Raw genomic sequence first — 25,843 nt, forward strand, 5'->3', positions numbered from 1 at the left:
CAGTGCGGCCGGGCAAGGTCGCATATTCTAGCGGGTGCGAAGCCCGTTCCGGAAGGTCTAGCCAACCACCGGGTAGTGAGTCCTTGGACCGTAGCGGGTAACTGATGCGGTTAAGCGTAGGATAGCCAGACGACAGGCCGTAAGCCGTAAGGTTGAAGTGATTGAGCCCCGAAATGCTCGAGTCGGGAAGGATGACGTGGTTGCAAGCACGGAAATCAAGATGGAGCCGGCGATAGTGGCGAGCCGGATTTCGCTTCCTCGGGGTCTGAGAGCATGGCATGTCGGACAGAGTGAATATGCGGTAACCCGGGAGACCCTGGCGCCTCTTGCCTGGAGGCGAGTATGCCGAGCAACCGATAAGAAAGGGAGTAAGGCAAACGGGAGTCGGGGAGTCGGATGGCGCCGTAGTACCGTTGAAGGCGGGTAACGCTGCTGGAGGGAAGGGCGTCACATCGGAGCGACCGTTGTCAAGGAGACACGAACTGTGCCCAGTCGCAGAGCTGAAGTGGAAACGAGATTGCAACGGATAGCGGAGAAGGCCCGCCGAGAGCCATGTTTCAAGTTCACCAGCTTGTTTCATCTGATGAACGAAGAGCTTCTGCGGGGATGTTTCGAGGGTTTGCGCAAGGATGCAGCCTCGGGCATAGACAGAGTCACCAAGGAGGAATACGGCAGGAATCTTGAAGGCAATCTGAGGGAGTTGGTTAATCGGCTGCACAGGATGTCGTATATACCGCAACCGGTATGCCGGGTGTATATCCCTAAACCGGGGAGCAACAAACAGAGGCCGTTGGGGATACCGGTCCTGGAAGACAAGGTGGTGCAGGCGGGTCCGGTTCGGATTCCGGAAGCGATCCATGAAGCAGACTTCATAACCGACTCGTACGGGTTTCGGCCGGGTCGCGGCTGCCACGATGCATTGCGTGCGCTGAGCGTCGAAGTGGAGGGCGGGAGAGTTCATTATATCGTGGAGGCCGATATCAAGGGGTTCTTTGATAACGTCCAGCACGAATGGCTGATGAAGTTTCTCGGTCACCGGATAGGCGACAAGCGAGTGTTGCGTTATGTGAAGCGTTTTCTGAAAGCCGGGGTCTTTGAGCATGGAGAGATTGCCGCGACGGAGCAGGGCACCCCGCAAGGAGGAGTCGTCTCGCCGTTGCTGGCCAATGTCTATCTGCACTACAGCCTTGATCTGTGGTATGCGCGGGTGTTTTCCCGGTCGTGCGCCGGCAGGTCGCGACTTATCCGGTATGCTGATGATTTTGTGGTGTGCTTTCAGAGAGAAAGCGATGCACGACGATTTCGGGCAGACCTGGAGGAGCGGCTGGGGCGTTTCGGTTTGGAAGTAGCGGCGGAGAAGACCAAGGTTTTGGAGTTTGGCCCTTTGGCCGAGTCCAAGGCTCGGGCGAGGGGTGAGAAAGCTCAGACCTTCGATTTTTTGGGATTGACGCACTACTGTAGCCGAACGCGAAATGGCCGGCGATTCCGGATGAAACGCCTGACCTCTCGGAAGAAATTCAAGGCCAAGTTGTTGGCGTTGAAAGAATGGTTGAAGGCGAACCGAACGAGTCCGGTTCCCGAGCTGATGAAAACTGTTGTGGCCAAGGTCCGCGGACACATTGCGTATTATGGGGTCACAGACAATTCGCACGGGATTGGTCGATATGTTCACGCTGTTCGCCTATTGCTCTTCAAGTGGCTTGACCGTCGCGGGAAGCGGGGCAGCATGACGATGGGAAAGTTCAGGCAATTTCTGAACAAGTTTCCATTGCCGAGACCGCTGATCCTGGTGAATCTGTTCGAATCGAGGTGAAAGCGATGATGAGGAGCCGTGTGCGTGAATAGCGCAAGCACGGTTCTGTGAGGGGCTTGCTTCAACACAGAGAATGTTGTTTGTCATCGATGCACGTAGTAGCCGCGTGCGGCGAGGCGTTCTGAAAAGCCAATTGGTGAAAGCGTTGTTCCTTGTGGAGAAGTCGGTCTACTCGACAAAGTAAGGTTGTCGTTTATCGCCGTCAGTACCCCGTCAATCTGATAAGCTGATCGGCAAACAGCGCGACAACACCAAACATCAAATGCATCATCACCTTGGCGGGACCGCGAACCATGACAGTGCGCCCGCCGAATTCCTCTTCGAGCCTCCCATTGAACCGCTCTACGGAACTACGCTCGTTGTATCGTTTCGCCGTGTGAGTACTCATCGGCAGGACTTCTCCTCCATGCCTCGGATTTCGGTCGATTATCGCTACATGACCCGGTTCACGACTCTGTTCCCATATCTGCCTCGTGCGTCATACGCAGCATCCATCAAATCATGGCAGTAGGTTACCTTGGAACTGGTCTGCTTCATCAGGGGTATCGCCACCTGGCTGTCGTGTACCGAGGCTGATGTCAAAAAAACACTCAGGGGTAACATGGTGTCGTTGACATCGGCATGAAGTTTGTAACCATTCCAGCTTTCCTGGCAGCCCTTGGCATTTCTCTTGGTGCCGCGATTGCAGACCGTTGGCAATTCGGCAAGCGCTACGGCCGGCTCCTGCCGCACCTGGCGGTCCAACCGTTTCTCTTCTGCCGGTGGACGTTGCTCTCCTTTGGCCGGCCGCCCCCGTTTGCGCGGGACTTTCACCATCTTTTCCTTCCTCGCCGCTTTTTCCCGACCAATGATCGCTGTGGAATCTCGGCTGACATGGCCGATCAATTCTCCTTGTAAATAATCCTGCACCAGCGTGTCGTGAACCACCGCGCCCAGTTCACAGCTGGCAAAATCGGCAAAAGCTCGTGAGAACGTCGATTCCGACGGGATGTCCCGTTGTTTGGTAAAACCGCAGATGAGGCGGAGATTGGGGCGGGCACGCAGCTCATTGATGAGACTCCTGGTATGTGGATAGCCTAACACCGCTTTAGCCACAAAACTGCGGCCAATCGCTCGGCGTTCTGCCGCTGGTCGACCTGTCCACTGCTGATTCTTCGGAATATGGCGCTCTATTTCAATGACCTCAAGGACCTTTACCAGGTGTTTCTCTTGCTCGGAGAGTGGAGAAACACAACATTTTTCAAGTTGGGGAAACAAACTTCGTTGTAATCTCCCCATCAACCATGATACTTTCTCTTCGAGCTTCATGCTGATTCTCCGGTTTTCTTTGTTGGTAAACAAAATGTACCGGAAAATCACATGAAGCTCAATTATTTCAATATATTATCATCATTTTTTCGTTCTGTCGCCCACTCTTCCTCGCTCCCTTTCAAGGAGTTTTGCAAAAGCCTCGATCGTCATGGAATCCGGCGATTGCCGGCAAGCCATCTCGGGGGATGATAAATGGATGGAATATCGGGAATTCTCGGAGTCGACTGTGGTGCGGTAGCGGTCGGTATGGCGGTCGTGTCGCCGGATCTTGCCATCGTCGGGACGGCGTACCGATTTCATCGGGGAGATATCAAGAGAACGGTCCTTGAGATGCTGAACGGGATCGACCTCTCCACGATTTCCCACGTGGCGGTGACGGCATCGGTGCCTGGATACGTGATGGCCCAGCGGCGCTATGACAATCAGGTCGCCTTCATGACCGCCTGTCGTCATTTCCACCCCGGCATGCGCGGCCTGCTGCTGGTCGGCGGTGAGAAATTCAGCTTTTCAACCTTCGATCGCGCTGGACACTACCTCGGCAGTACCGCCAATACCTCCTGCGCTGCCGGTACCGGCAGCTTCCTCGACCAGCAGGCGGGAAGGCTCAACCTGGCCGGAATCGAGGAGTTGAGCCGAAAAGCGGAGGGCAGTTGCGGGGAGTGCCCGCGGATTGCCACGCGTTGCGCCGTCTTCGCCAAGACCGATCTGATTCATGCCCAGCAGGAAGGGTATCAGCTAGGCGAGATCAGCGATGGCCTGTGCCGCGGCCTGGCAAAAAACATCGTCGATACCCTGGGGTTGAACCGGGCCGTCGAGGGCGAGGTGGTGTTCTGCGGCGGCGTATCCCGTAATTCGACAGTGGCGCGGCATATCGGCGAACTCTCCGGACTGGCCCTGACGATTCCCGAACAGGGCCATGTCTATGGCGCCATCGGTTGCGCCTGTGCCCTGGGTGAGGATATTCGCGCCGGAGAGCAGGAGGTCCCGGCCCCTGTGGCCTTGAAGGACGCCGGTGATCTTCTTCTTGCGGTCCCGCCGAAGGTTCGGGAGTACGCGTATCCGCCGCTGCAGCTGCGGTATTCGTCGTACCCGGATTTTACCAGTGGCGAGCAGTATGAATTCGTCGAGAGCGGGTGTCAGCCGGTCGAAATCGATATCTACACCGATCTTACGGGGAATGGGAGGATCTTCCTCGGGATCGATATCGGGTCGACGAGCACCAAGGCCGTCCTGATGGATCAGGACCTGGAGGTGCTGGCAGGACTTTACACCCGCACCGCCGGCCTGCCGCTAGTTGCCGTGCAGAACATCTTCCGGGCCATCGACGATATCGGCCGGCGCCGGGGCGTGGCGTTCGAGGTGCTCCAATGCGGCACCACCGGTTCCGGTCGCAAATTCATCGGCAGGATCGTGGGCGCCGACAAGGTGATCGATGAAATCACCGCCCATGCCCGGGCCGCCCGGCAGCTCAATCCCGAGGTCGATACGATCATCGAGATCGGCGGACAGGACGCCAAGTTCACGACCATGAAAGAAGGACGGGTGACCTTTTCGACGATGAACAACGTCTGCGCCGCCGGTACCGGGTCCTTCATCGAGGAGCAGGCACTCAAGCTCGGCTGCCCGGCGGGCGACTATTCCCGACGCGCCGAAAACGTGGCGGCACCGATGGCCAGCGCCCGCTGTACCGTCTTCATGGAGCGTGACATCAACCATTATCTGAGCGAGGGATATTCGGTCGATGAGGTTTTGGCCTCGGCCCTGCATTCGGTGCGCGAAAATTATCTGTTGAAGGTGGCAACCGAGAAGAACATCGGTACCACTGTCCTGTTCCAGGGGGCGACCGCCAAGAACAGGGCCCTGGTCGCCGCCTTCGAGCAGCGGCTCGGCAGGCCGATCGTGGTGTCGAAGTTCTGTCACCTCACCGGTGCCCTGGGGACGGCGCTGATCCTCCGCGATGAGTGGCGGGAGGGATGCAGCCGGTTCGTCGGATTCGGTCTCTGGCGAAAAGAGATCACGGTCCATGGGGAGGTCTGCGAGCTTTGTACCAATCATTGCAAGATCAGCGTTGCCGAGATCGGTGACAGCAAGGTGGCCTACGGCTTCCTCTGCGGCCGCGATTATGATGACAAGAGGTATGTCCGGCGGGACCCGAAGGCCTTCGACCTGATCAGGGAACGCTGCAGGGTCACCGCCTTCCGGGCCGAGGCCCGGGACGGGGAAAATATCGTCATCGGCCTGCCGGCGGCGGTGCACATGGTCGAAGACCTGCCGTTTTGGCGGAAATTCTTTGATCTCCTCGGCATCCGCACTGTCTCGAGTGAGTCGTATGACGAGGGACTGAAGTCCGGCAAATCGATCAGCCGCGCCGAATTCTGCGCGCCGATCGCCTCGATGCACGGCCATGTCGCCTGGTTGCTGCAACGGTCCGATCACGTCTTTCTGCCGATCTATCTTGAGGAGAAGAACCGGGAGGCCCGCCGCCAGTATTGCTACTACACCCAGTTTCTGTCCCCGCTGATATCGCTCGCCCTGGATGCGAGCGAGGGCCGGATTCTCACACCGCTGGTGAAATATCTCTATACTTCCTTCCATACCAAGATCCAGCTCTACCGGACGATCAAGAAGGTGAGCCGGCAGCCTGTAGGTTTTATCGAAATATCGATGGCCTATGACCGGGCAGGTGAATTTGTCCGCCAGTGCCGGGAGAGATACCGGGAGCTCTGCCGAGAGAGGATCGCCGCAACCCAGGGGATCAGAGTGGTTTTTGTCGGCCGTCCGTATACGATCCTCTCGCCGTCGCTCAACTGCGGCATTCCCCAGATCTTCGCCAATCTCGGCGTCGATGCCTTCTATCAGGACATGTTGCCGGGTGATCCTGCGCAGACGGCTGCCCTGAAACCGCTGCTCGAGGAACTGCACTGGGATCACGCGGCCAGGATCCTTGAGGCGGCGGCGGCGATTGCGGCCCGGGATGGGATGTATCCGGTGTACGTCACGTCCTTCAAGTGTTCGCCGGATTCCTTCGCCGTCGAGTATTTCAAGGCCATCATGGAGGCCCACGGCAAGCCCTACCTCATCCTGCAGTTGGACGAGCACGACTCCAGCGTCGGTTATGAGACGAGGATCGAGGCGGCGATCCGGGCCTTCCGCAACCATCACCAATGCCAGACAGGGCGGGCGACGCTGCCGGTCGATTATGCCGTGGTCAATCCCAGTCTGGAGACCAGCCTGACGAGGAAGAACGTGGTCTTCCCCAACTGGGACCGGCTGACCTGCAGTCTGCTGGTGGCCACCCTGCGGCGCGAGGGCTACAATGCCATCCTGATGGAGGAGAGCGAGCGATCGATCCGTCAGAGCCTCATGCACAATACCGGGCAGTGTATTCCGCTCAACGCCATCGCCCAGGGCTATATGGACTGCATTGGGGTCAATGGGCTCGACCCGGCAGATACCGTCCTCTGGCTCAACCGATCGACCCTGGCCTGCAATATCCGGCTGTATCCCCATCACATCCGCCAGATCCTGCGGGATCAGGGGCAGGGGATGGAGAGGGCGGCGGTCTTCTGCGGGCAGCTGTCGTTTTCCGATATCTCCTTGAAGGCGACGATGAATGCCTACTTCGCCTACATGTTCGGCGGCATGCTGCGCCGCGTGGCCTGCCGGATCCGTCCCTACGAGATCGAACGGGGACAGACCGACCGGATCCTCAACAAGAGTATCGCGATCCTCGTCGACGCCTTCGAGGGCAAACGGGATAAGGAGGATGCCCTGGCAGAGATCATCTCACATTTCGAGTGGATCGAGACCAGACCGAAGAAGCGCCCCAAGGTCGCTATTTTCGGGGATCTCTATGTTCGTGACAACCGCGTGATGAACCAGGACCTGGTGCGTTTCATCGAGAATAACGGCGGCGAGGTGATCACGACACCTTACAGCAATTATGCCAAGATGATCGCCGGTTCCTACTTCCGCAAGTGGTTCAATGAGGGAAAGTACCTCGATGTCCTGTCCTATCGGACCCTGCTGGCGACGATGACCCAGATGGAGAAGGCCTACTTCCGGATATTCAATCGGATCCTGGGCGAGGGGGAATTCGAGTATACCGACAATCCGGAGAAGATTCTGGCGGCTTACCGGATCTCCGTCGAAAATACCGGGGAATCGATGGATAATATCTTGAAAATCCACTACCTCAAGAAGCACTATCCCGATATTGTTCTCTTCGTCCAGGCCAGTCCGGCCCTGTGCTGCGCCTCGCTGATCACCCAGGCAATGCGCGAGGATATCGAGCGGTTGACCGGTGTGCCGGTGGTGTCGGTGACCTACGACGGTACCGGCGGCTCCAAAAACGAGGTGATCATCCCCTATCTCAAGTTTCCCCGGAGAGAGGGAGGGTTGCACCTTGCCGCCCCCCTGTCGAAATGCCGATGGCATGATTGATTGGGGAGACCTGCGGGCCTTCCCGACTATCCCGACTAACAGACAATTGCCTCATCTCTCTGGTCCCGCCGGGATTTCCCCTTTTTTCGTCCTCGGAATACGGCCTTTTTTGTTATGCCGTGCTGCTTTACGTAAAGAACAATATTCTTCCTGCCATGATATTGCTGGAATCACTGGGTTGATCTTGTCTGGTGGCGATGGGTGACATGATCGGTACATTATCGGCGATCATAGCGGCTGATCATGAAAAAAATAAATAATACGATATGATACAGGTATCAAAGATTCTTTTGTCGACGGGTGGATGGTGCATCGTTGAAGAATGCAACCATGATATAACCGTCTTCGAAATTTGTTTAATAGAATGCAAATGGTAACAATGTTACGCGGCGATCGACAGGGGTTGAATGGTATTTTAATATTCCACATGAAAACAGATTGTTGCATTTATCAGGCCGACATATTGTTCTTTTTTTGCGTGAACATCTTGATTCATTGGCATTAAGGTCTATTTAGTGTAACACATTGAATGTTAAGAAAATAGTCACATTATCTTTTTTGCTGATGGGAAAGCTTGGTAACAATGTTTGATTAAACCCTTGAAGATTGAATTTCTTTACTGTATACATGGGAAAGGCAGCAGGACAGACAGCTAACATTCAGACCAGATGAGGAGTGCTTATGAGTAATTTTGATTCTGTGTTCCAGAGTAGTGTGCAAAACCGTGAGGCGTTTTGGGCCGAAGCTGCAAAAGGTATAACCTGGTATAAACAGTACGACAAGGTGATCGATTCCTCCAACCCGCCGTTCTATCGCTGGTTTGTCGGGGGGAAGATGAATACCTGCTACAATGCTGTCGATCGTCACGTGGAAAATGGCCGGGCCAATCAGACCGCCATTATCTACGACAGCCCCGTGACCAATACCATCGCCAAAATAACCTATAAGGAACTGCAGGAGCGGGTCGCTCTCTTTGCCGGAGCCTTGCAGAGTCAAGGGGTCACTAAAGGTGATACTGTTGTTATCTATATGCCGATGATCCCGGAGGCGGCTGTGGCGATGCTTGCCTGCGCCAGGCTGGGAGCCATTCATTCCGTCGTCTTCGGCGGTTTTGCCGCCCACGAGCTTGCCATTCGTATCGATCATGCTCAACCCAAACTCATCATTACCGCCTCGGGGGCGATCGAGGGCAAAAAGGTCCTTGCCTATAAGCCTCTGGTCGACAGCGCCATCGAACAGTCCGTGCATGAGGTAAAGAAGGTCATCCTCTATCAGCGCGATATCATCAAATCGGAGATGAAAGAGGGTCGGGATTTCGATTGGAACGAGCTGGTGGCGGCCAGCAAGCCGGTCGGCTGCGTCGAGCTGGATGCCACCGACCCGCTTTACATTCTCTATACCTCCGGTACGACCGGGATGCCGAAGGGCGTGCTGCGGGACAATGGCGGTCATGCCGTGGCCCTGCTGTGGACGATGAAAAACCTCTACAACATCAACCCCGGTGAAGTCTGGTGGTCTGCCTCGGATGTCGGTTGGGTCGTCGGCCACTCGTATATCGTCTATGCCCCGCTGATCCAGGGCTCCACTACCATCCTCTATGAGGGTAAACCGATCGGCACTCCCGATGCCGGGGCCTTCTGGCGGGTCATCTCCCAGCATAAGGTGAAGAGCCTGTTCACCGCCCCGACCGCCTTCCGGGCGATCAAGAAGGAAGATCCGAACGGCGAGTATTTCAAAAAATACGATACCTCCTGTTTCGAGTGCCTCTACCTCGCCGGCGAACGTCTCGATCCCGACACCCTGCATTGGGCCGAAAAACTGATCGGGGTCCCCGTCATCGATCACTGGTGGCAGACCGAGACCGGCTGGGCGATCGTCGGTAACTGCCGCGGTATCGAGGAGTTGCCGGTCAAGGAAGGGTCGCCGACCAAGGCCCTGCCCGGTTACGATGTCCACATCGTCAATGAAGAAGGGATCGAACTCCCGGCCGGCCAGGAGGGCAATATCGTCATCAAGCTGCCGCTGCCCCCCGGCAACCTCGTCACCCTCTGGCGTAATGACGACCGGTTCGTCAAGTCCTACATGACCAAGTTTCCCGGCTATTATGATACCAGCGACGGCGGCTATATCGACCAGGACGGCTATGTCTATGTCATGGGCCGCATGGACGACGTCATCAACGTCGCCGGCCACCGGCTCTCCACCGGGGCGATGGAGGAGATCATCTCCAACCATCCCGATGTCGCCGAGTGTGCCGTCTTCGGCACCCATGACGATCTGAAGGGACAATTGCCGCTCGGGCTTTTTGTCGTCAAGGCCGGTGTCTCCCGGCCCAGCGAGGAGATCAAGCAGGAACTGGTCAAAATGGTCCGCGATGCCATCGGGCCGATCGCCTGTTTCCGCGACGCCACCCAGGTCGCGAGACTGCCGAAGACCCGATCCGGCAAGATCCTGCGCGGGACCATGCGGGCCATCGCCGGGGGCAAGGATTACAACATGCCATCGACCATTGATGACCCGGTGATCCTGGATGAAATTACGGCAACCCTCGCAAAGATGGGATACCCCAAACGCTGAGAAAGGGATCGACCGGGCCGTGCCTCGACGGGGTGCCGGCCCGGTCGTTCTTCTCAGGAAAACAATCCGGGCGGAGGTCTTCCGCCCGTTTGAGGAATTCTTATGAAGATTCACGAATACCAGGCGAAAGAGTTATTCCGGAAGTACAGTGTGCCTGTCCCTGAGGGAAGTGTCTGTGAGACTGTCGCAGAGGTGGTGCAGCTTGCCGGGACCATGGGATTCCCGGTCGCGATCAAGGCCCAGATCCATGCCGGCGGCCGCGGTAAAGGCGGCGGCGTCAAGGTTGCCAAATCGGCGGAGGAGGCCGAGACAGCCGCCGGAGCCATTATCGGCATGCAGCTGGTCACCAAACAGACCGGGCCGGAAGGGCGATTGGTCAGGAAGGTATTGGTGGAGAAGGGCGTCCGGATCAAAAAAGAACTCTACCTCTCGATCATCCCGAACCGTGAGACCGCGAGCATCACCATCATCGCCAGTCAGGATGGCGGGATGGATATCGAGGAGGTGGCCGAAAAGACACCGGAGAGGATCATCAAGGTGTCCGTCAACCCTCTCGTCGGCATCCAGGGCTTTCATCTCCGCCAGGTCTGCTTCGGTCTCGAGCTCGAACCGGCGCTGATGAAGACCGCCTCGGCCGTGCTGAAAAATCTGTACCGGCTGTTTGTCGATTACGATTGTTCGCTGGTCGAGATCAATCCGTTGATCATCACCGAGGACAATGCGATCCTGGCCCTCGATGCGAAGATGGATATCGACTCGAACTCCCTGTTTCGCCACCCCGATGTCGTCGCCATGCACGACCCCTTCGAGGACGACCCGGCCGAGGCCGAGGCGGCGAAGTTCAATCTGAACTACATCAAGCTCGACGGCAACGTCGGCAATATGGTCAACGGTGCAGGCCTGGCGATGGCGACGATGGACATCATCAAGCAGGCCGGCGCCTCTCCCGCCAACTTCCTCGATGTCGGCGGTGGAGCCAACGCCGAGATGGTGGAGAACGGGTTCCGCATCATCCTCGGCGATCCCAATGTGAAGGGCATCCTGATCAACATCTTCGGTGGCATCCTCCGTTGTGACGTGCTCGCCCAGGGCGTGGTCCAGGCGGCGCAGCATGTCAACCTCAGCGTCCCGGTGGTCGTCCGCATGGAAGGGACCAATGTCGGTGAAGGACGTCGCATCCTGGCCGAATCGGGAATGAAGCTGATCAATGCGACCGATCTGGCCGATGCCGCCAGGAAGGTGGCGGAGATAGTTGCCTGACGGGATCTCCACCCAACAAATTACCATGTTCGAGGCCGTGAAAACAGCGTTCAGCGTCCCGGTCCCGGTACAGTTTCCGGAATTGTCTGCATTCAAGGGAGCGGGAGCTCCATTACCACTAGAGGCATGAGATGAGTATCCTCGTTAATTCAGAGACCCGTGTTCTTGTGCAGGGTATCACCGGCAAGGAAGGGCAGTTTCACGCCCGGCAGTGCATCGAATACGGGACCAGGGTTGTCGCCGGCGTGACTCCCGGCAAGGGCGGCCAGTTCATGGATTCAGTCCCGGTCTTCGATACGGTCAGAGCGGCACGGCAGCAGACCGGCGCCAACGCTTCGATGATCCTGGTGCCTCCGCCGTTTGCCGCCGAAGCCATCCTCGAGGCGGCTGATGCCGGCATCGAACTGATTGTCTGCATCACCGAAGGAATCCCCGTTCTGGACATGCTGCGGGTCAAAAATTATCTCGGCCAGACCACATCGCGGTTGATCGGACCGAACTGTCCCGGTATCATCACACCGGGCGAGTGCAAGATCGGCATCATGCCTGGGGCGATCCACAAACCTGGAGGGCCGGTGGGGGTCGTTTCCCGGTCGGGAACCCTTACCTATGAAGTCGTTCACCAGCTTACTCAGGTCGGCCTCGGTCAGACCACCTGCATCGGCATCGGTGGTGACCCGGTGAACGGCACGGGATTCATCGATTGTCTCGAGCGCTTCAACGCCGATCCGGCAACGGAGGCGGTGGTCATGGTCGGCGAGATTGGCGGTAATGCCGAGGAGAAGGCTTCGGCCTGGATCAAGCAGAACATGAAGAAACCGGTGGTCGGCTTCATCGCCGGACTCACAGCCCCGCCGGGCAGGCGGATGGGCCATGCCGGGGCCATCGTCAGCGGCGGCCAGGGTACCGCCGCGGCCAAAATCACTGCGATGGAAGAGAGTGGCCTCTATGTTTGCAAGGATCTCGGCAGCCTCGGCCGTCTCTGCAAAGAGGCGTTTTCCTGATCACGGATCGACCATCTATGAGGCAATGATGCAGGCCCTGGCGTGCCTTCCGGTTGCTTTGCCGGCCTGCATCCGATGACAGACAGCATTCCGATCGTTTAGGCCAAGGAGAGGATATGAATACGCAGAATCGGCTGGATCACCTTGTCCGACTCAGGGAGCAGGCTCGCCTGGGCGGAGGTCAGGACAAGATCGACAAATTGCACAGCCAGGGGAAGATGACCGCCAGGGAGCGGATCGAACTGCTGCTCGATCCTGGTACGTTTGAAGAATTCGATATGTTCAAGACGCACCGCTGCCGTGATTTCGGCATGGACGAGACGGTTTTTCCCGGTGACGGTGTGGTCACCGGCCACGGTACTATCGATGGGCGGATCGTCTATGTCTTTGCCCAGGATTTCACCGTTCTCGGTGGCTCCCTGTCCGAAACCTTCGCTGAAAAGATCTGCAAGATCATGGACCTTGCGATGAAAAACGGCGCACCGGTCATCGGCCTCAACGACTCCGGCGGCGCCCGGATCCAGGAGGGCATCGAGAGTCTGGCCGGGTATACCGAGATTTTCCTGCGCAATGTCATGGCCTCGGGGGTGGTGCCGCAGATCTCGGCAATCTTCGGTCCTTGTGCCGGTGGAGCAGTCTATTCGCCGGCCTTGACCGATTTCGTAGTCATGGTGCAGAATAATTCCTACATGTTCCTGACCGGCCCCAAGGTTGTCAAATCGGTGACCCATGAGGATGTCACCGTTGAAGAACTCGGCGGGGCGGCGATGCACTCTTCGCGCAGCGGTGTCTCCGATTACGCCGCCACCTCGGGTGTCGATGCCATCAACTATATCAAAAAGATGGTTTCCTATCTGCCCCAGAACAACCTCGAGACGACACCTGTCCAGCCCTGCGACGATCCGCCGGGACGTGTCGCCGAGCACCTCAATACGATCATCCCGGAGAATCCCAACGCCGCCTACAATATGAAGGAGATCATTCTTCATACCGTCGACGGCGGAGAATTTTTCGAGGTCAAGGAACTGTTCGCCCCGAATCTGCTTGTCGGATTTGCCCGCTATAACGGCATCAGCGTCGGTATTGTGGCCAACCAGCCGGCCCATCTCTCCGGGGTCCTGGATATCGACTCTTCGGTAAAAGGCGCCAGATTTGTCCGCTTCTGCGACTGCTTCAACATTCCGATCGTCACCTTTGTCGATGTCCCTGGTTTTCTGCCGGGAACGGCTCAGGAATATGGCGGGGTCATCCGCAACGGCGCCAAGATCCTCTACGCCTATGCCGAAGCGACGGTTCCGAAGATCACCGTCATTACCCGCAAGGCCTATGGCGGGGCCTACTGCGTGATGTCTTCGAAGCATCTCCGCGGCGATATCAACTATGCCTGGCCCTCGGCCGAGATTGCGGTCATGGGGGCACGCGGGGCGGTCGAGGTGCTCTACGGCAGACAGGCGAGAAAAGCCGAAAATGCCGCCGAATTCCTGGCAGACAAGGAAAAGGAATATCGGGATACGGTTGCCAATCCCTATGTGGCGGCCCAGCGCGGCTATATCGATGACATTATCGAGCCCTCGGTGACGCGTTCGCGCATCATCAGGGCCCTTGGTCTCCTGCAGAACAAGCGGGACAGCAACCCGATGAAGAAACACGGTAATATTCCATTATAGCCCGGGAAGAAGGCAATCCGGGAGTCGACCAATACTATTTTCATGGGAGAAGATTCATGGCGGTCAAGATCTTCATCAAGCGCAAGGTAACTGGTAAAGAGAATATCGAACTGTCGTTGCTGCTCCAGAAACTTCGGGGGCTGACTCTGAACCAGCCGGGTTATATCTCCGGTGAGACCCTCAGAAGAATCGATCGAAACGACGAATGGATGGTGATCAGTACCTGGCGATCTATAGAGGATTGGAATAACTGGGTTAACAACGATCGACGGCGGGTTGTCCAGGCCGAGATCGATGCCCTGCTGGGTACCGAGACTGAATATGCCATCTACGAATAAGTGAAGGTGAGGACGGAAACTGTAGGTCCGCCGTCCGTGATGCCGAAAAGAAACGATGGTGCGGGAGTCCGGACTGGCTGGTGATACCGGACCGAGGATAGAGGACTCGACATGGAAAAAAGGCAGAAGAAGATGGCAGCGGCCCTGGCGGCCGTAAATGCGTACCTGCAGCAGGAGGAGGCCCTGGCGGCCACGCAGTCTTCTGTTCCGGTGCTCCGGCCGGCACAGTCGGTTGAGAGTGGCTGGGCGATGAGCGGCAGGATGGATATGATGACCATGCGCAGACTGATCCAGATGCGGGCCTTTGGGCGGATCGGCTAGTCTGCATGACGAATGCACTATGATGCGAAAGGGAGATGCGCGATGAGCGATAATGTACAGATGACTGCGTTGAGATATGAGAGCGATCGTCCCAGGGCCAAGAACCCTGTCAGGATCATGGATCTCTCCCTGCGGGATGGCCATCAGTCCCTGTTTGCCACCCGCGGCCGGACGGAGGATATGATCCCGGTCGCCGAGCTGATGGACGAGGTCGGCTTCTGGGCGATCGAGACGTGGGGCGGCGCCACCTTCGATACCATGCACCGCTTCCTCAACGAGGATCCGTGGGAGAGATTGCGGACGCTGAAGCGGTATATAAAGAAGACCCCCTTCTCGATGCTGCTGCGAGCTCAGAATCTCGTAGGCTACCGTAATTATGCCGATGACCTGGCCCTGGCCTTCGTCGAGCGGGCGGCGGAAAACGGCATGGACATCTTCAGGACCTTCGATGCCCTCAACGATTACCGTAACTTCGAGACGGTGGTCAAACAGATCAAGAAGAGCGGCAAGCATTTTCAGGGCTGCATCTGCTATACCCTGACCGAACCGCGTCTCGGCGGTGATGTCTACAATCTCGATTACTATGTCAACAAGGCCAAGGCCCTGGAGGAGATGGGGGCCGATTCGATCTGCGTCAAGGACATGGCCGGGCTGATGGCCCCCTATGACGCCTATCCGTTGATCAAGGCCCTGAAGGAGGCGGTCAAGGCGCCGATCCATCTCCACAGCCATTTCACCTCCGGCATGTCGCCGATGACCCATCTCAAGGCCATCGAGGCCGGCGTCGACATCATCGACACCTGCATGACGCCCTATGCCTATCGGACCTCCCATGCCGCGGTCGAACCGCTGGTCATGGCCCTGCTCGGCACCAGTCGCGACACCGGCTTCGACATCAAGAAACTCGCGGCGATCAACGAGATCCTCGAGAAGCAGGTGATGCCGAAATACAAGCACCTGCTCGATGACTCGAAGGTCTCCATCATCGACATCAACGTCCTGCTGCACCAGACCCCGGGCGGCATGCTGTCGAACCTGGTCAACCAGCTGCGGGAAATGGATGCCCTGGACAAGATCGACGAGGTCTATCGGGAACTGCCGCGCGTGCGTAAAGACCTGGGCCAGATCCCACTGGTCACCCCGACCAGCCAGATCGTCGGCGTACAGACGGTCAACAATGTCCTGCACGACACCCCGGATGAGCGGTATAAGATGATCACCGGCCAGGTCAAGGATCTGTGCTACGGCCTGTACGGCAAGACAGCGGTCCCGATCGACCCCGAACTGCAGAAGAAGGCCCTGAAGGGGTACCCGCGGGGTGAAGAGCCGATTACCTGCCGTCCGGCCGAGGTCCTGGAGCCGGAGTTGGAAAAGGCCAGGGCCGAGGTCGGCGAACTGGCGGCCGATATCGATGATGTCATCCTCTATGCTCAATTCCCGGTCACCGGACGCAAATTCCTTGAATGGAAGTACGGCCGCAGCGAGCCGCCGGCCAGCGTCAGGCCGATCACCCTCGAAGATGTGAAAAAGCGGGATGCGTTGGTGAAGAAGGCCCTGGCCGGGGAACTCGTCGAGAAAAAGGCCGACAGCCCGGTCAAGACAGCGAACCTGCGGACCTTTAATGTCTTTATCGACGGTGAATATTTCAACGTCGAGGTCGACCCGGTCGGCGGATCGGTGGTGGCAGTGCCGCCGGCTCAGGCCGCGGCGCCGACTCCGGTACCGGTTGCTGCTCCCGCGCCGGCACCCGCCCCGGCCGCAGCGGTCTCGTCCCCGGGCCAGCCGTCCGGCGCCGCCGCCGGTACCCACCTGCTGGCGCCGATGCCAGGGATGATCGTCAGGTATCTCAAGGGGATCGGAGAAAAAGTGAGTAAGGGGGAAACCATAGTCGTGCTTGAGGCGATGAAGATGGAAAACGCCCTGAACGCCCAATGTGATGGCGTCGTCAAATCGATTCCATTCAAGAGCGGTGATACCGTTGCCAAGGGGGCTTCGCTCTGCGTCATCGGTTAGGTGATAACCGTGGAGCCGTCTATCCTCCATGGAAGTCGGCTCCACGTAACCACTGAAGAGGGGATGATATGATAATCCGGGAATTGAACGGAAAGACTCCGCAATATGGCACCGGCTGCTATTTCGCCGAGACCGCGGTCATTGTCGGTGACGTGGTGATGGGGGATGAATGCAGTATCTGGTATAACGCCGTCATCCGTGGTGATGTGCATTACATCCGGATGGGTAACCGGGTCAATGTCCAGGACGGTGCCGTCATTCACTGTACCTATCAGAAATTCCCCACCACTATCGGCAACAGGGTGTCGATCGGCCATAATGCCATCGTCCATGGCTGCACCGTCCATGACAATGTCCTGATCGGCATGGGAGCGATCGTCATGGATGACTGCGTGGTGGAGAGCCACACCATCATCGCCGCCGGGGCGGTCGTCACCCAGGGGACGAGAGTGGCTGCGGGGAGTATCTATGCCGGGGTGCCGGCACGGAAGGTCAAGGACATCAGCGAGAAACTGATTTCGGGCGAGATCGAGAGAATTGCCGACAATTACGTCAAGTATTCAGGGTGGTACCAACCGAAATAACCTGCACACCGGGTGCGGGACGGTTCATGCCTTCGTCCCGGTGCCATTGATTTTCCGCAGATAGTCGAGCAATCGGTCGGCGGCGGCTGTCGGCGACAGTTTTCCGGCCGCCACATCTGTGCGAATGCCGGGCAACTGTGAACGTATCGCCGGATTGCCATAGAACCACTGCCGCAGACCTTCATCGAGGAGAAAGTCCATCCAGTCGAGCGACTGCTCTCTTCTCTTGGCTTCCAGCAGGTCGGCGGCGGTATGGGCGGCCCGGTGGTCGGCAATGGTTTGCCAGATTCCTTCCAAACCTGTCATTTCCAGAGAACTGCAGGTCAGCACCGGCGGTGACCAGACCGGGTCGAAGCGCATCAGCAGGTGCAGGGCGGTCTGATAGTCCTTCTGGGCCATCTGCGCTCGGAGGATGTTGTCCCCGTCTGCCTTGTTGATGACGATGGCGTCGGCAACCTCGAGCACTCCCTTCTTTATACCCTGCAGTTCATCACCGGCCCCGGCGATCATCAGAATCAGGAAAAAATCCACCATCGAGGCGACCGTCGTCTCCGACTGCCCCACCCCGACGGTCTCGACGATGATCACATCGTAACCCGCAGCCTCGCAGACCAGCATGGACTCGCGGGTCTTGCGGGCGACCCCGCCGAGGGTGCCCTGTGAAGGGGTCGGCCGAATGAAGGCCCTGTCGTTCACCGCCAGTTTTTCCATCCTGGTCTTGTCGCCCAGGATGCTGCCGCCGCTCCGGCTGCTGCTGGGATCGATGGCCAGCACCGCCACCCGGTGGCCGCGTTCGGTCAACATGGTGCCGAAGCCCTCGATGAAGGTGCTCTTGCCGGCCCCGGGCACCCCGGTGATGCCGATCCGGTTGGATTTGCCGGTATAGGGCAGGAGCCGGTCGATGACGACCCTGGCCATTTCCTGGTGTGCCGGCAGGCTGCTCTCGATCAGGGTAATCGTACGCGCCAGAACCAGTCGATTCTGGTTGAGGACTCCATCGATATAGTACTGGGCTTCCTTCACTGCGATATCTCTGAGGGGTTGGCGAATGGCAGTCGTTATCCGGCCGCGAAAGGACCAGCGTATATCGCCCTGCGGCCCGGCCTTGTGAAGGTCAATCGTCGGGCCGCAGGATGCGATGCGAGGTGACTGCGGTGAATCTCAGCGCAGGTATTTTTCTTCAAGGAGGCTGAGGGTCTTGTCGGCGGAAACGGTGATCGGAGTGCCGGGGCCGAAGACCGCCTTGACGCCGGCGTCGAACAAAAAGGCATAATCACCAGGAGGGATGACGCCTCCGGCAACGACGAGAATATCGTCGCCGCCCTGTTTTTTCAACTCTGCGATCAGGGCAGGGACGAGGGTCTTGTGGCCGGCGGCGAGGCTCGAAGCGCCGACAACATGGACGTCGTTTTCGATGGCCATCTTGGCCGCCTCTTCCGGGGTCTGGAACATCGGGCTGATGTCGACGTCGAAACCGAGATCGGCATAGGCGCTGGCAATGACCTTGAAGCCGCGGTCATGGCCGTCCTGCCCCATCTTGGTGACCAGCAGCCGTGGACGACGTCCCTGTGTTTCCTGAAATTTCGCCGTCCTGGCGCGCAGCGAGGCGATGATGGCAGCATCGCTGGCGTATTCCGAGGCATAGGCGCCGGAGATGCAGCGGGTGGTAGCGACGAAGCGACCGAAGACCTTTTCCATGGCGTCGGAGATTTCACCGACGGTGGCCCGGGCCCGCACTGCCGATAATGCGGCCTCCAGGAGGTTGCGGTCACCCTCGGCCGCGCTGGTAAGATCGGCCAGGGCCTTTTCAACTGCGGCCGTGTCGCGGCTGGCCCTGATCTGTTTGAGCCTCTCGACCTGTTCGTCGCGGACCGTCGCCGGAACCTCCCGGACCTCGAAATCGATCTTTTCATCCGGCAGCTTGTACTTGTTGACCCCGACGATGACATCGAGACCCTGGTCGATCCTGGCCTGCTTGCGGGCGGCCGACTCCTCGATCCGCATCTTCGGCATCCCCGATTCGATGGCCTTGGCCATGCCGCCAAGTTCCTCGATCTCGTCGATGATCTTCTGGGCCTCGTTGATGATGCTGTGGGTCAGCGACTCGAGGTAGTAGGAGCCGCCGAGCGGATCGATGACGTGGCAGATCTGGCTCTCCTCCTGGATGACGATCTGGGTGTTGCGGGCGATGCGGGCCGAGAAGTCGGTCGGCAGACCGATGGCCTCGTCGAAGGAGTTGGTATGCAGCGACTGGGTGCCGCCGAGCACGGCCGACAGCGCTTCGAGCGTCGTTCTGATGACATTGTTGTACGGATCCTGCTCGGTCAGGCTCCAGCCCGAGGTCTGGCAGTGGGTGCGGAGCATCGACGACTGCGGGTTTTTCGGCTTGAACTGGCCCATCAGGCGATGCCAAAGGAACCTGGCCGCCCGCAGCATGGCGATGTCCATGAAGAAGTTCATACCGATGCCGAAGAAGAACGACAACCGCGGGGCGAAGGTGTCGACGTCGAGTCCGCTTCTCAGGGCGGCCTTGACGTACTCCACCCCATCGGCCAGGGTAAATGCGGTCTGCAGCACACTGTTGGCGCCGGCCTCCATCATGTGGTAGCCGCTGATGCTGATCGTGTTGTATTTCGGCATCTCCTTCGAGCAGAAGGCCATGATGTCGGAGATGATCCGCATCGACGGGCCCGGCGGATAGATGTAGGTATTGCGGGTCAGGTATTCCTTGAGGATGTCGTTCTGGATGGTGCCCGTCAACTTTTCATGGGGTACGCCCTGTTCCTCGGCGGCGACGATGTAGCCGGCCAGGATCGGAATGACCGCCCCGTTCATCGTCATCGATACCGACATCTGGTCGAGCGGGATGCCGTCGAACAGGATCTTCATGTCCTCGACCGAATCGATGGCCACCCCGGCCTTGCCGATGTCACCGGCGACCCGGGGGTGATCGGAGTCGTAGCCGCGGTGGGTGGCGAGATCGAAGGCCACCGACAGACCCTTCTGGCCGGCGGCGAGGGCCTTCCGATAGAAGGCGTTGGATTCCTTGGCGGTGGAAAAGCCGGCGTACTGACGGATGGTCCAGGGGCGGCCGGCGTACATGGTCGCCATCGGCCCGCGGACATAAGGGGGCAACCCGGGCAGGGTGTTGACCGATTCGATGCCGTCGAGGTCCTCCGCCGTATAGAGGGCCTTGACCTTGATCCCTTCCGGGGTCAGCCAATCCAGTGAATCCGGGCTCTTGCCCTTCATCTGCTTGCTGGCGAGCTCTTCCCATCTCGTTTTTTCCGGATGCGATGCCATTCTCTGTCCTCCTGCTATGATGCGGTTGTTCTCTTAGGTTGATTCAATAGATCAGGATCGTTCACACAGTTCGACCAGAACCCCCCCGGTCGCCTTGGGATGAAGGAAGGCTATCTTGGCGCCGCCGGCGCCTTTCCTCGGTGCCTGGTCGATCAACTGGACTCCCTTGGCCTTCAGTTCGGCCAGCGCCTCCTCGATGTTTTCGACCCGGAAGGCAACATGCTGGAACCCGGTGCCCTTCTTCTCGATGAATTTTGCCACCGGCCCGTCAGGGGAAGTGGATTCGAGGAGTTCGACCTCGCTTTCCCCTACCGGGAAAAATGCGGTGGTCACCTTCTGCTCGGCAACGGTTTCTGCGCCTTCGAAAGTGAGACCGAGGATGTCGGACCAGAACGATTTGCCCTCATTCATGTTGTTGACTGCGATACCGAGATGATCGATTTTCAGAATCTTCATTTGCGTCTCCATTGGGAAGGATAAGGGGCTGAGCCTTGCGGCCATGCAGGTTCGAAGCTCAGTTACTCGGGATTTCTGGTTTGATTGGCAGAGGGACGGGGATTGGCCATGCCGCGCCACACCATCTCGAACATGGCGTTGGCCTGTTCGGACAGGCTTCCCTGCTGTCCGCGCAGAATCCACATGAAGAAACTGCGCTGAACGAATCCCATCAAGAAATCGAGAAGGGTGCCGGCCCGCACGTCAGGGTTCAGCACACCCTCCTTCTGGCCCTGGCGCAGGACGCCTATCATCAGGTTCATCATCCGCTGCTGGTTGAAGGTCTCGTCGGCCATCCATGTTTTCATCGGCAGGGTCATGAAGACAATCTTGCCCAGCCCCTGGTGCCGTTCGTAGTAGTCGAGCTGCAGCCAGAAGACTTTGCGCAGTTTCTCCTTCAGATCCTCGATGCCCTGGAGGTGATCGACGATGCGATCGGTCAGCTTTCCCATCCAGACATCGACGAAAGCGAAGACCAGGCGTTCCTTGCTGCCGTAGTGTTTGTAGATCGTAGTGAAGCTGACACCGGCGCGGCTGGCTATATCCCTTATGCTCGCCTTGTGGAAGTCGGAGTTGGAGAAAACCTCGAGAACCGCCATTTCAAGGCGTTTCTGGATATCGGGATTCAGTTCGTTTAACATTGTTACTGCACTGCCGCTCTCTGCTGAGGAATGAGGTCGCAACGGATTACTGTCGGCGATTGTTCAGTTCTTGCAATATTTGTTTCCACATGAAAAATCATGTTGATATAATTTAAAAAAATTAAAATTTACTTTCTGTGCTGCGGTGCCCCGGCATCGTTTCAGTCAGGGGCTTGCCGAAAACGGACTGAAAAGAACAATGTTACTATTGCTCTTGTATGCTACTCTTGAAGAATTGTCAAGAGCAAACAGGGCCGGCTGTCAGGCATGCAGGTGGCGACTGGCGCTGTCGGCCGGCTCGGGAGGCATGCATCCAGGGTTCTTTATCTGAACAGGGATAACATGATTCCGGCGGCGACGGCGGAACCGATGACGCCGGCGACATTGGGCCCCATCGCGTGCATGAGCAGGAAGTTGGAAGGATCTTCCTTCTGTCCCATCACCTGGGATACCCGGGCGGCCATCGGCACCGCCGAGACTCCGGCCGAGCCGATGAGCGGGTTGATGCCCCCGCCCATGACCTTGTTCATCAACTTGGCAAGCAGCACGCCACCGGCCGTACCGATGGCGAAGGCGGTCACGCCGAGAAAGAGGATGGCCAGCGTCTCGACCCGGAGAAAATTTTCGGCGGTGGCCGTCGCGCCGACCGACATCCCGAGGAAGATCGTGATGGTGTTGATCAGGGCATTTTTGGCGGTATCCTCGAGGCGACCGGCGACGCCGCACTCGCGGAAGAGGTTGCCGACCATCAGCATGCCGATGAGCGAGGTGGCCGGCGGGACGATCAGGGCGACGACGATGGTGACGACGATCGGAAAGAGGATCCTCTCCTTCTTGCTGACCTCGCGCAGCTGCGTCATCTTGATCGCCCGTTCCGCCTTCGTGGTCAGCAGCCGCATGATCGGCGGCTGGATGATCGGGACCATCGCCATATAGGAATAGGCGGCGATGGCGATCGAGCCGAGGAGATGCGGCGCCAGCCGGGAGGAGAGGAAGATCGCGGTCGGCCCGTCGGCTCCGCCGATGATGCCGATGGAGGCGGCCTCCTGGGCGGTGAACAGGCCTGAGCCGATTGCGGCGATGAAGGTGATGAAGATGCCGAGCTGGGCGGCGGCGCCGAGCAGCAGGGACTTGGGGTTGGCGATCAACGGCCCGAAATCGGTCATCGCCCCGACCCCGAGAAAGATCAGGGGCGGAAAGATGCCCAGATGATCGCCCTGGAACAGGTAGTACATCAGACCGCCGGGCTGGACGGTATGGATGACCTTGTCCTTGATCTCGATGATCGGCTCGGCCATCATGTCCGCCAGGGGCAGGTTGGTGAGCAGGACACCGAAGGCGATGGGAATGAGCAGCAGGGGTTCGAAACCCTTGACGATCGCCAGATAGATCAGCAGACAGGCGATGCCGATCATCAGGACATGACCGAAAGTGAGGTTGAATATCCCCATGCTGTGGATGAATTCCGCCAATGCCGCGAGCATGTTGTTCTCCTTTGGTTAGGCGAGGACGACCAGGGGATCGCCGGCGTTCACCGAAGCGCCCTTGACGGCACGGACCTCGGCGATGGTGCAGTCGTGCGGGGCCAGGATCTCGTTTTCCATCTTCATCGCCTCGAGGATCATCAGGATCTGTCCCTTGGCGACCCGGTCTCCGGCCTGGACCTTGACCTCGAGGATGGTTCCCGGCATGGGGGCGGAGATCGTCCCCGCCCCGACTGCTGACGGGGCGGCGGGGGTCGCCGGTCGGGGAGGAGTCTTCGCCGCCGTCGGTGCCGGTTGAGCCGGAGGAGTGGGGCGTGGCGGTGTCGCTACGGCCGGTTCGTTGGAGGGGGATGCTGCTAGCTCCTCAATCTCGACTTCATACTCCTTGCCATTGACGCGTACTCTGAATTTCTTCATTCGTGTTTTCCCATGGTTAGAATCTGCTGTTCATCTGGTCTACAATCCCAGCCTTGCCCCATGCCGGGGCTGAGCCGATCTTTCGGATGTTGCGGATGACGATGTCGCCAGTCGCGCGGGCCGGGTACATGGCGAGCGCCGCCGAGATGACGGCTACGAGTTCGTCATCGTCGTCGGCGGAAATACTGGTGCTCACGGCCGGCATTGCCGCCGGCAGAGCGGCCGGGGCCGGTTCCGGTGCCGGTTGTCGTTTGGGTTGGGCGGTGAATCTGGCCAGCAGGCCGATGACGACCTGAAGGATGATCAGGGCAAGGAAGGTTATGCCCATCCCGAGGAACGTGACGACCAGGCTGGCCAGCATCTTGTCGGCGAAGGACAGGGTCTTGACGGTTTCAGGATTGGCAAGTTGGGCTAACAGATCGGATATTCCCATGGTCGCGTTCTCCTCGCCCTATAACGGTATGTTGCCGTGCTTTTTGGCCGGTCTTTTTTCCCTCTTGCCGGCAAGCATCATGAAGGCGTCAATGATCCGCTGCCTGGTGGCGTGCGGTTCGATGACATCGTCGACGAAGCCGCGTTCGGCCGCCTTGTAGGGCGTCGCGAATTCGGCGGAGTACTCCTCGAGGATCTTCTGACGCATCGCCGCCTTGTCTTCGGCCTTGTCGATATCGTTCTTGAAGATGATGTTGACGGCGCCGTCCGAGCCCATGACCGCCACCTCGGCGGTCGGCCAGGCGAAGACCATGTCGGCGCCGAGCGATTTCGAGCACATCGCCACGTAGGCGCCGCCGTAGGCCTTTCTGGTGATCAGGGTGACCTTGGCGACGGTCGCCTCGCTGTAGGCATAGAGGATCTTGGCCCCGTGACGGATGATGCCGCCGTACTCCTGAGTCGTCCCCGGCAGAAAGCCGGGGACATCGACGATGGTGAGCAGCGGGATGTTGAAGGCATCGCAGGTCCGGATGAACCGCGAGGCCTTGTCGCCGGAGTTCATGTCGAGACAGCCGGCCATGATCCGGGGCTGGTTGGCGATGATGCCGACCGACTGGCCGTTGATTCTGGCCAGACAGGTAATCAGGTTTTTGGCGAAATAAGGTTGGTATTCGAAGATTGATCCGGCATCGACGATATGGCCGATGACCTCGTACATATCGTAGGCCTTGTTGGGGCTGTCGGGGATGATGGCGTCGAGTTCGTCGACCTGGCGGTTGGCGTCTGTCGCTGTTTCCACCGGGGGGGCGGTCTCCATGTTGTTGGAGGGCAGATAGCCGACCAGACGGCGGATGCCGTTGAGGCAGTCGCTATCGCTGTCGGCGATGAAATGGACATTGCCGCTGATGCTGTTATGGGTCATGGCCCCGCCGAGCTCCTCGGCGGTGACGTTTTCGCCGGTGACCGTCTTGATGACCTGCGGGCCGGTGATGAACATCTGGGAGGTCTTGTTGACCATGAAGATGAAGTCGGTCAGGGCCGGCGAGTAGACCGCGCCCCCGGCGCACGGCCCCATGATGGCCGAGATCTGGGGGATGACCCCGGAATAGATGGCGTTGCGGTAGAAGATGTCGCCGTAGCCGGAGAGGGCGTCGACCGCCTCCTGGATGCGGGCGCCGCCCGAGTCGTTGAGGCCGACAATCGGGGCCCCGACCTTGACCGCGGCGTCCATCGCCTTGACGACCTTGCGGGCGTGCATCTCGCCGAGCGCACCGCCGGTGATAGTGAAGTCCTGGGAGAAGGCATAGACCAGCCGGCCGTCGATCCGGCCGTAACCGGTAACGACCGATTCGCCTTCAAAGTCGAGTTTATCCATCCCGAATCTGGTGCAGCGGTTCTTGACGAAGGCGTCGAGTTCGACGAAGGTGCCCGGGTCGAAAAGGGCCAGCAGTCGTGCCCGGGCCGTCATCTTGCCCTGGGCCTGCTGCTTGTCGATTCTGGCCTGGCCGCCGCCAAGGGCGATCTTATCTTTTTTATTCTGCAGGAATTTGCGTTTGTCGATGCTCATGTCTCTGGCTTCCTCTTTTCAACAGGACGAAAAAATAGGGTTGCTGACAGGGGTGGAACCGGGTCTTTGCTGCTTTAACATTGTTACTGTCTTGACGAAAATACGTATCTGGATAATCATGACCTGACCATTCTGTGTATGGATAGATCGAGGATGGTTCCGCTTATTGAGCC

At 58.4% G+C, this 25,843-nt stretch carries 20 protein-coding genes; 10 read left to right on the plus strand and 10 right to left on the minus strand.

The window, feature by feature from the left end; all coding sequences use genetic code 11:
• Positions 1-505: 505 nt before the first annotated feature.
• Positions 506-1,813 carry a group II intron reverse transcriptase/maturase gene (gene ltrA, locus ACWGKN_RS17075; RefSeq protein WP_452095678.1) on the plus strand — a complete coding sequence of 436 codons (1,308 nt, stop codon included), beginning with the start codon at positions 506-508 and terminating at the stop codon, positions 1,811-1,813.
• Between the two features lie 202 nt (positions 1,814-2,015).
• Here ltrA and ACWGKN_RS17080 read toward each other — a convergent pair whose 3' ends face one another.
• Together ACWGKN_RS17080 and ACWGKN_RS17085 are read right to left on the minus strand one after the other, a co-directional pair.
• Positions 2,016-2,201 carry a hypothetical protein gene (locus ACWGKN_RS17080; protein ID WP_452095679.1) on the minus strand — a complete coding sequence of 62 codons (186 nt, stop codon included), beginning with the start codon at positions 2,199-2,201 and terminating at the stop codon, positions 2,016-2,018.
• 44 nt (positions 2,202-2,245) lie between these two features.
• Positions 2,246-3,121, minus strand: coding sequence for a transposase (locus tag ACWGKN_RS17085; protein WP_452095680.1), 876 nt, complete (start codon positions 3,119-3,121; stop codon positions 2,246-2,248).
• A gap of 195 nt (positions 3,122-3,316) precedes the next feature.
• Between ACWGKN_RS17085 and ACWGKN_RS17090 the strand changes: the two genes are divergently transcribed.
• The 9 genes from ACWGKN_RS17090 to ACWGKN_RS17130 all read left to right on the plus strand — a co-directional run bounded on the left by ACWGKN_RS17090 (position 3,317) and on the right by ACWGKN_RS17130 (position 17,331).
• On the plus strand, positions 3,317-7,567 hold the full coding sequence (locus tag ACWGKN_RS17090) for an acyl-CoA dehydratase activase (protein ID WP_452095681.1): 4,251 nt from the start codon (positions 3,317-3,319) through the stop codon (positions 7,565-7,567).
• 681 nt (positions 7,568-8,248) lie between these two features.
• The gene (locus ACWGKN_RS17095) at positions 8,249-10,144 is read left to right on the plus strand and encodes a propionyl-CoA synthetase (protein WP_424254666.1); all 1,896 of its coding nucleotides are present in this window, start codon (positions 8,249-8,251) and stop codon (positions 10,142-10,144) included.
• Positions 10,145-10,246: 102 nt separating this feature from the next.
• Positions 10,247-11,404: an ADP-forming succinate--CoA ligase subunit beta gene (sucC, locus tag ACWGKN_RS17100; protein WP_452095682.1), complete on the plus strand. Its 1,158-nt coding sequence runs from the start codon at positions 10,247-10,249 to the stop codon at positions 11,402-11,404.
• 131 nt (positions 11,405-11,535) lie between these two features.
• Positions 11,536-12,408 (plus strand): succinate--CoA ligase subunit alpha, encoded by an 873-nt coding sequence (gene sucD, locus ACWGKN_RS17105; RefSeq protein WP_035228583.1) that lies wholly within the window; start codon positions 11,536-11,538, stop codon positions 12,406-12,408.
• 116 nt (positions 12,409-12,524) lie between these two features.
• Positions 12,525-14,075 (plus strand): acyl-CoA carboxylase subunit beta, encoded by a 1,551-nt coding sequence (locus ACWGKN_RS17110; protein ID WP_035228586.1) that lies wholly within the window; start codon positions 12,525-12,527, stop codon positions 14,073-14,075.
• 56 nt (positions 14,076-14,131) lie between these two features.
• Positions 14,132-14,413 (plus strand): antibiotic biosynthesis monooxygenase family protein, encoded by a 282-nt coding sequence (locus tag ACWGKN_RS17115; RefSeq protein ID WP_035228589.1) that lies wholly within the window; start codon positions 14,132-14,134, stop codon positions 14,411-14,413.
• A 111-nt stretch (positions 14,414-14,524) separates the two neighbouring features.
• On the plus strand, positions 14,525-14,734 hold the full coding sequence (locus ACWGKN_RS17120; RefSeq protein WP_035228591.1) for a hypothetical protein: 210 nt from the start codon (positions 14,525-14,527) through the stop codon (positions 14,732-14,734).
• Positions 14,735-14,776: 42 nt separating this feature from the next.
• The gene (locus ACWGKN_RS17125; RefSeq protein WP_035228593.1) at positions 14,777-16,747 is read left to right on the plus strand and encodes a pyruvate carboxylase subunit B; all 1,971 of its coding nucleotides are present in this window, start codon (positions 14,777-14,779) and stop codon (positions 16,745-16,747) included.
• A 68-nt stretch (positions 16,748-16,815) separates the two neighbouring features.
• Positions 16,816-17,331, plus strand: coding sequence for a gamma carbonic anhydrase family protein (locus ACWGKN_RS17130; RefSeq protein ID WP_035228595.1), 516 nt, complete (start codon positions 16,816-16,818; stop codon positions 17,329-17,331).
• Between the two features lie 24 nt (positions 17,332-17,355).
• Here ACWGKN_RS17130 and meaB read toward each other — a convergent pair whose 3' ends face one another.
• The 8 genes from meaB to ACWGKN_RS17170 all read right to left on the minus strand — a co-directional run bounded on the left by meaB (position 17,356) and on the right by ACWGKN_RS17170 (position 25,670).
• Entirely contained in the window at positions 17,356-18,354 is a 999-nt protein-coding gene (meaB, locus tag ACWGKN_RS17135; protein WP_424254670.1) for a methylmalonyl Co-A mutase-associated GTPase MeaB, read from the minus strand.
• Between the two features lie 138 nt (positions 18,355-18,492).
• Positions 18,493-20,634, minus strand: a complete 2,142-nt coding sequence (gene scpA, locus ACWGKN_RS17140; protein WP_035228597.1) for a methylmalonyl-CoA mutase — start codon at positions 20,632-20,634, stop codon at positions 18,493-18,495.
• Positions 20,635-20,685: 51 nt separating this feature from the next.
• A complete protein-coding gene (gene mce, locus ACWGKN_RS17145; RefSeq protein ID WP_035228599.1) occupies positions 20,686-21,090 on the minus strand; it encodes a methylmalonyl-CoA epimerase in 405 nt (134 codons plus the stop codon).
• Positions 21,091-21,152: 62 nt separating this feature from the next.
• Entirely contained in the window at positions 21,153-21,770 is a 618-nt protein-coding gene (locus ACWGKN_RS17150) for a TetR/AcrR family transcriptional regulator (RefSeq protein ID WP_452095683.1), read from the minus strand.
• A gap of 323 nt (positions 21,771-22,093) precedes the next feature.
• Positions 22,094-23,254: a sodium ion-translocating decarboxylase subunit beta gene (locus ACWGKN_RS17155; protein WP_035228603.1), complete on the minus strand. Its 1,161-nt coding sequence runs from the start codon at positions 23,252-23,254 to the stop codon at positions 22,094-22,096.
• Positions 23,255-23,269: 15 nt separating this feature from the next.
• The gene (locus tag ACWGKN_RS17160; RefSeq protein WP_452095684.1) at positions 23,270-23,671 is read right to left on the minus strand and encodes a biotin/lipoyl-containing protein; all 402 of its coding nucleotides are present in this window, start codon (positions 23,669-23,671) and stop codon (positions 23,270-23,272) included.
• A 16-nt stretch (positions 23,672-23,687) separates the two neighbouring features.
• Positions 23,688-24,104, minus strand: coding sequence for an OadG family protein (locus ACWGKN_RS17165; protein ID WP_452095685.1), 417 nt, complete (start codon positions 24,102-24,104; stop codon positions 23,688-23,690).
• A gap of 18 nt (positions 24,105-24,122) precedes the next feature.
• Complete coding sequence (locus ACWGKN_RS17170) at positions 24,123-25,670, minus strand: acyl-CoA carboxylase subunit beta (RefSeq protein ID WP_035228609.1); 1,548 nt, start codon at positions 25,668-25,670, stop codon at positions 24,123-24,125.
• Between the last annotated feature and the right edge of the window lie 173 nt (positions 25,671-25,843).

Source organism: Desulfoprunum sp., assembly GCF_053613775.1.

Bases quoted from the DNA above. Each gene is read 5' to 3' on its own strand.
- ACWGKN_RS17080 (WP_452095679.1), bottom strand. From the start codon at position 2,201: ATGAGTACTCACACGGCGAAACGATACAACGAGCGTAGTTCCGTAGAG.
- ACWGKN_RS17085 (WP_452095680.1), bottom strand. From the start codon at position 3,121: ATGAAGCTCGAAGAGAAAGTATCATGGTTGATGGGGAGATTACAACGA.
- ACWGKN_RS17090 (WP_452095681.1), top strand. From the start codon at position 3,317: ATGGATGGAATATCGGGAATTCTCGGAGTCGACTGTGGTGCGGTAGCG.
- ACWGKN_RS17095 (WP_424254666.1), top strand. From the start codon at position 8,249: ATGAGTAATTTTGATTCTGTGTTCCAGAGTAGTGTGCAAAACCGTGAG.
- sucC (WP_452095682.1), top strand. From the start codon at position 10,247: ATGAAGATTCACGAATACCAGGCGAAAGAGTTATTCCGGAAGTACAGT.
- sucD (WP_035228583.1), top strand. From the start codon at position 11,536: ATGAGTATCCTCGTTAATTCAGAGACCCGTGTTCTTGTGCAGGGTATC.
- ACWGKN_RS17110 (WP_035228586.1), top strand. From the start codon at position 12,525: ATGAATACGCAGAATCGGCTGGATCACCTTGTCCGACTCAGGGAGCAG.
- ACWGKN_RS17115 (WP_035228589.1), top strand. From the start codon at position 14,132: ATGGCGGTCAAGATCTTCATCAAGCGCAAGGTAACTGGTAAAGAGAAT.
- ACWGKN_RS17120 (WP_035228591.1), top strand. From the start codon at position 14,525: ATGGAAAAAAGGCAGAAGAAGATGGCAGCGGCCCTGGCGGCCGTAAAT.
- ACWGKN_RS17125 (WP_035228593.1), top strand. From the start codon at position 14,777: ATGAGCGATAATGTACAGATGACTGCGTTGAGATATGAGAGCGATCGT.
- ACWGKN_RS17130 (WP_035228595.1), top strand. From the start codon at position 16,816: ATGATAATCCGGGAATTGAACGGAAAGACTCCGCAATATGGCACCGGC.
- scpA (WP_035228597.1), bottom strand. From the start codon at position 20,634: ATGGCATCGCATCCGGAAAAAACGAGATGGGAAGAGCTCGCCAGCAAG.
- mce (WP_035228599.1), bottom strand. From the start codon at position 21,090: ATGAAGATTCTGAAAATCGATCATCTCGGTATCGCAGTCAACAACATG.
- ACWGKN_RS17150 (WP_452095683.1), bottom strand. From the start codon at position 21,770: ATGTTAAACGAACTGAATCCCGATATCCAGAAACGCCTTGAAATGGCG.
- ACWGKN_RS17155 (WP_035228603.1), bottom strand. From the start codon at position 23,254: ATGCTCGCGGCATTGGCGGAATTCATCCACAGCATGGGGATATTCAAC.
- ACWGKN_RS17160 (WP_452095684.1), bottom strand. From the start codon at position 23,671: ATGAAGAAATTCAGAGTACGCGTCAATGGCAAGGAGTATGAAGTCGAG.
- ACWGKN_RS17165 (WP_452095685.1), bottom strand. From the start codon at position 24,104: ATGGGAATATCCGATCTGTTAGCCCAACTTGCCAATCCTGAAACCGTC.
- ACWGKN_RS17170 (WP_035228609.1), bottom strand. From the start codon at position 25,670: ATGAGCATCGACAAACGCAAATTCCTGCAGAATAAAAAAGATAAGATC.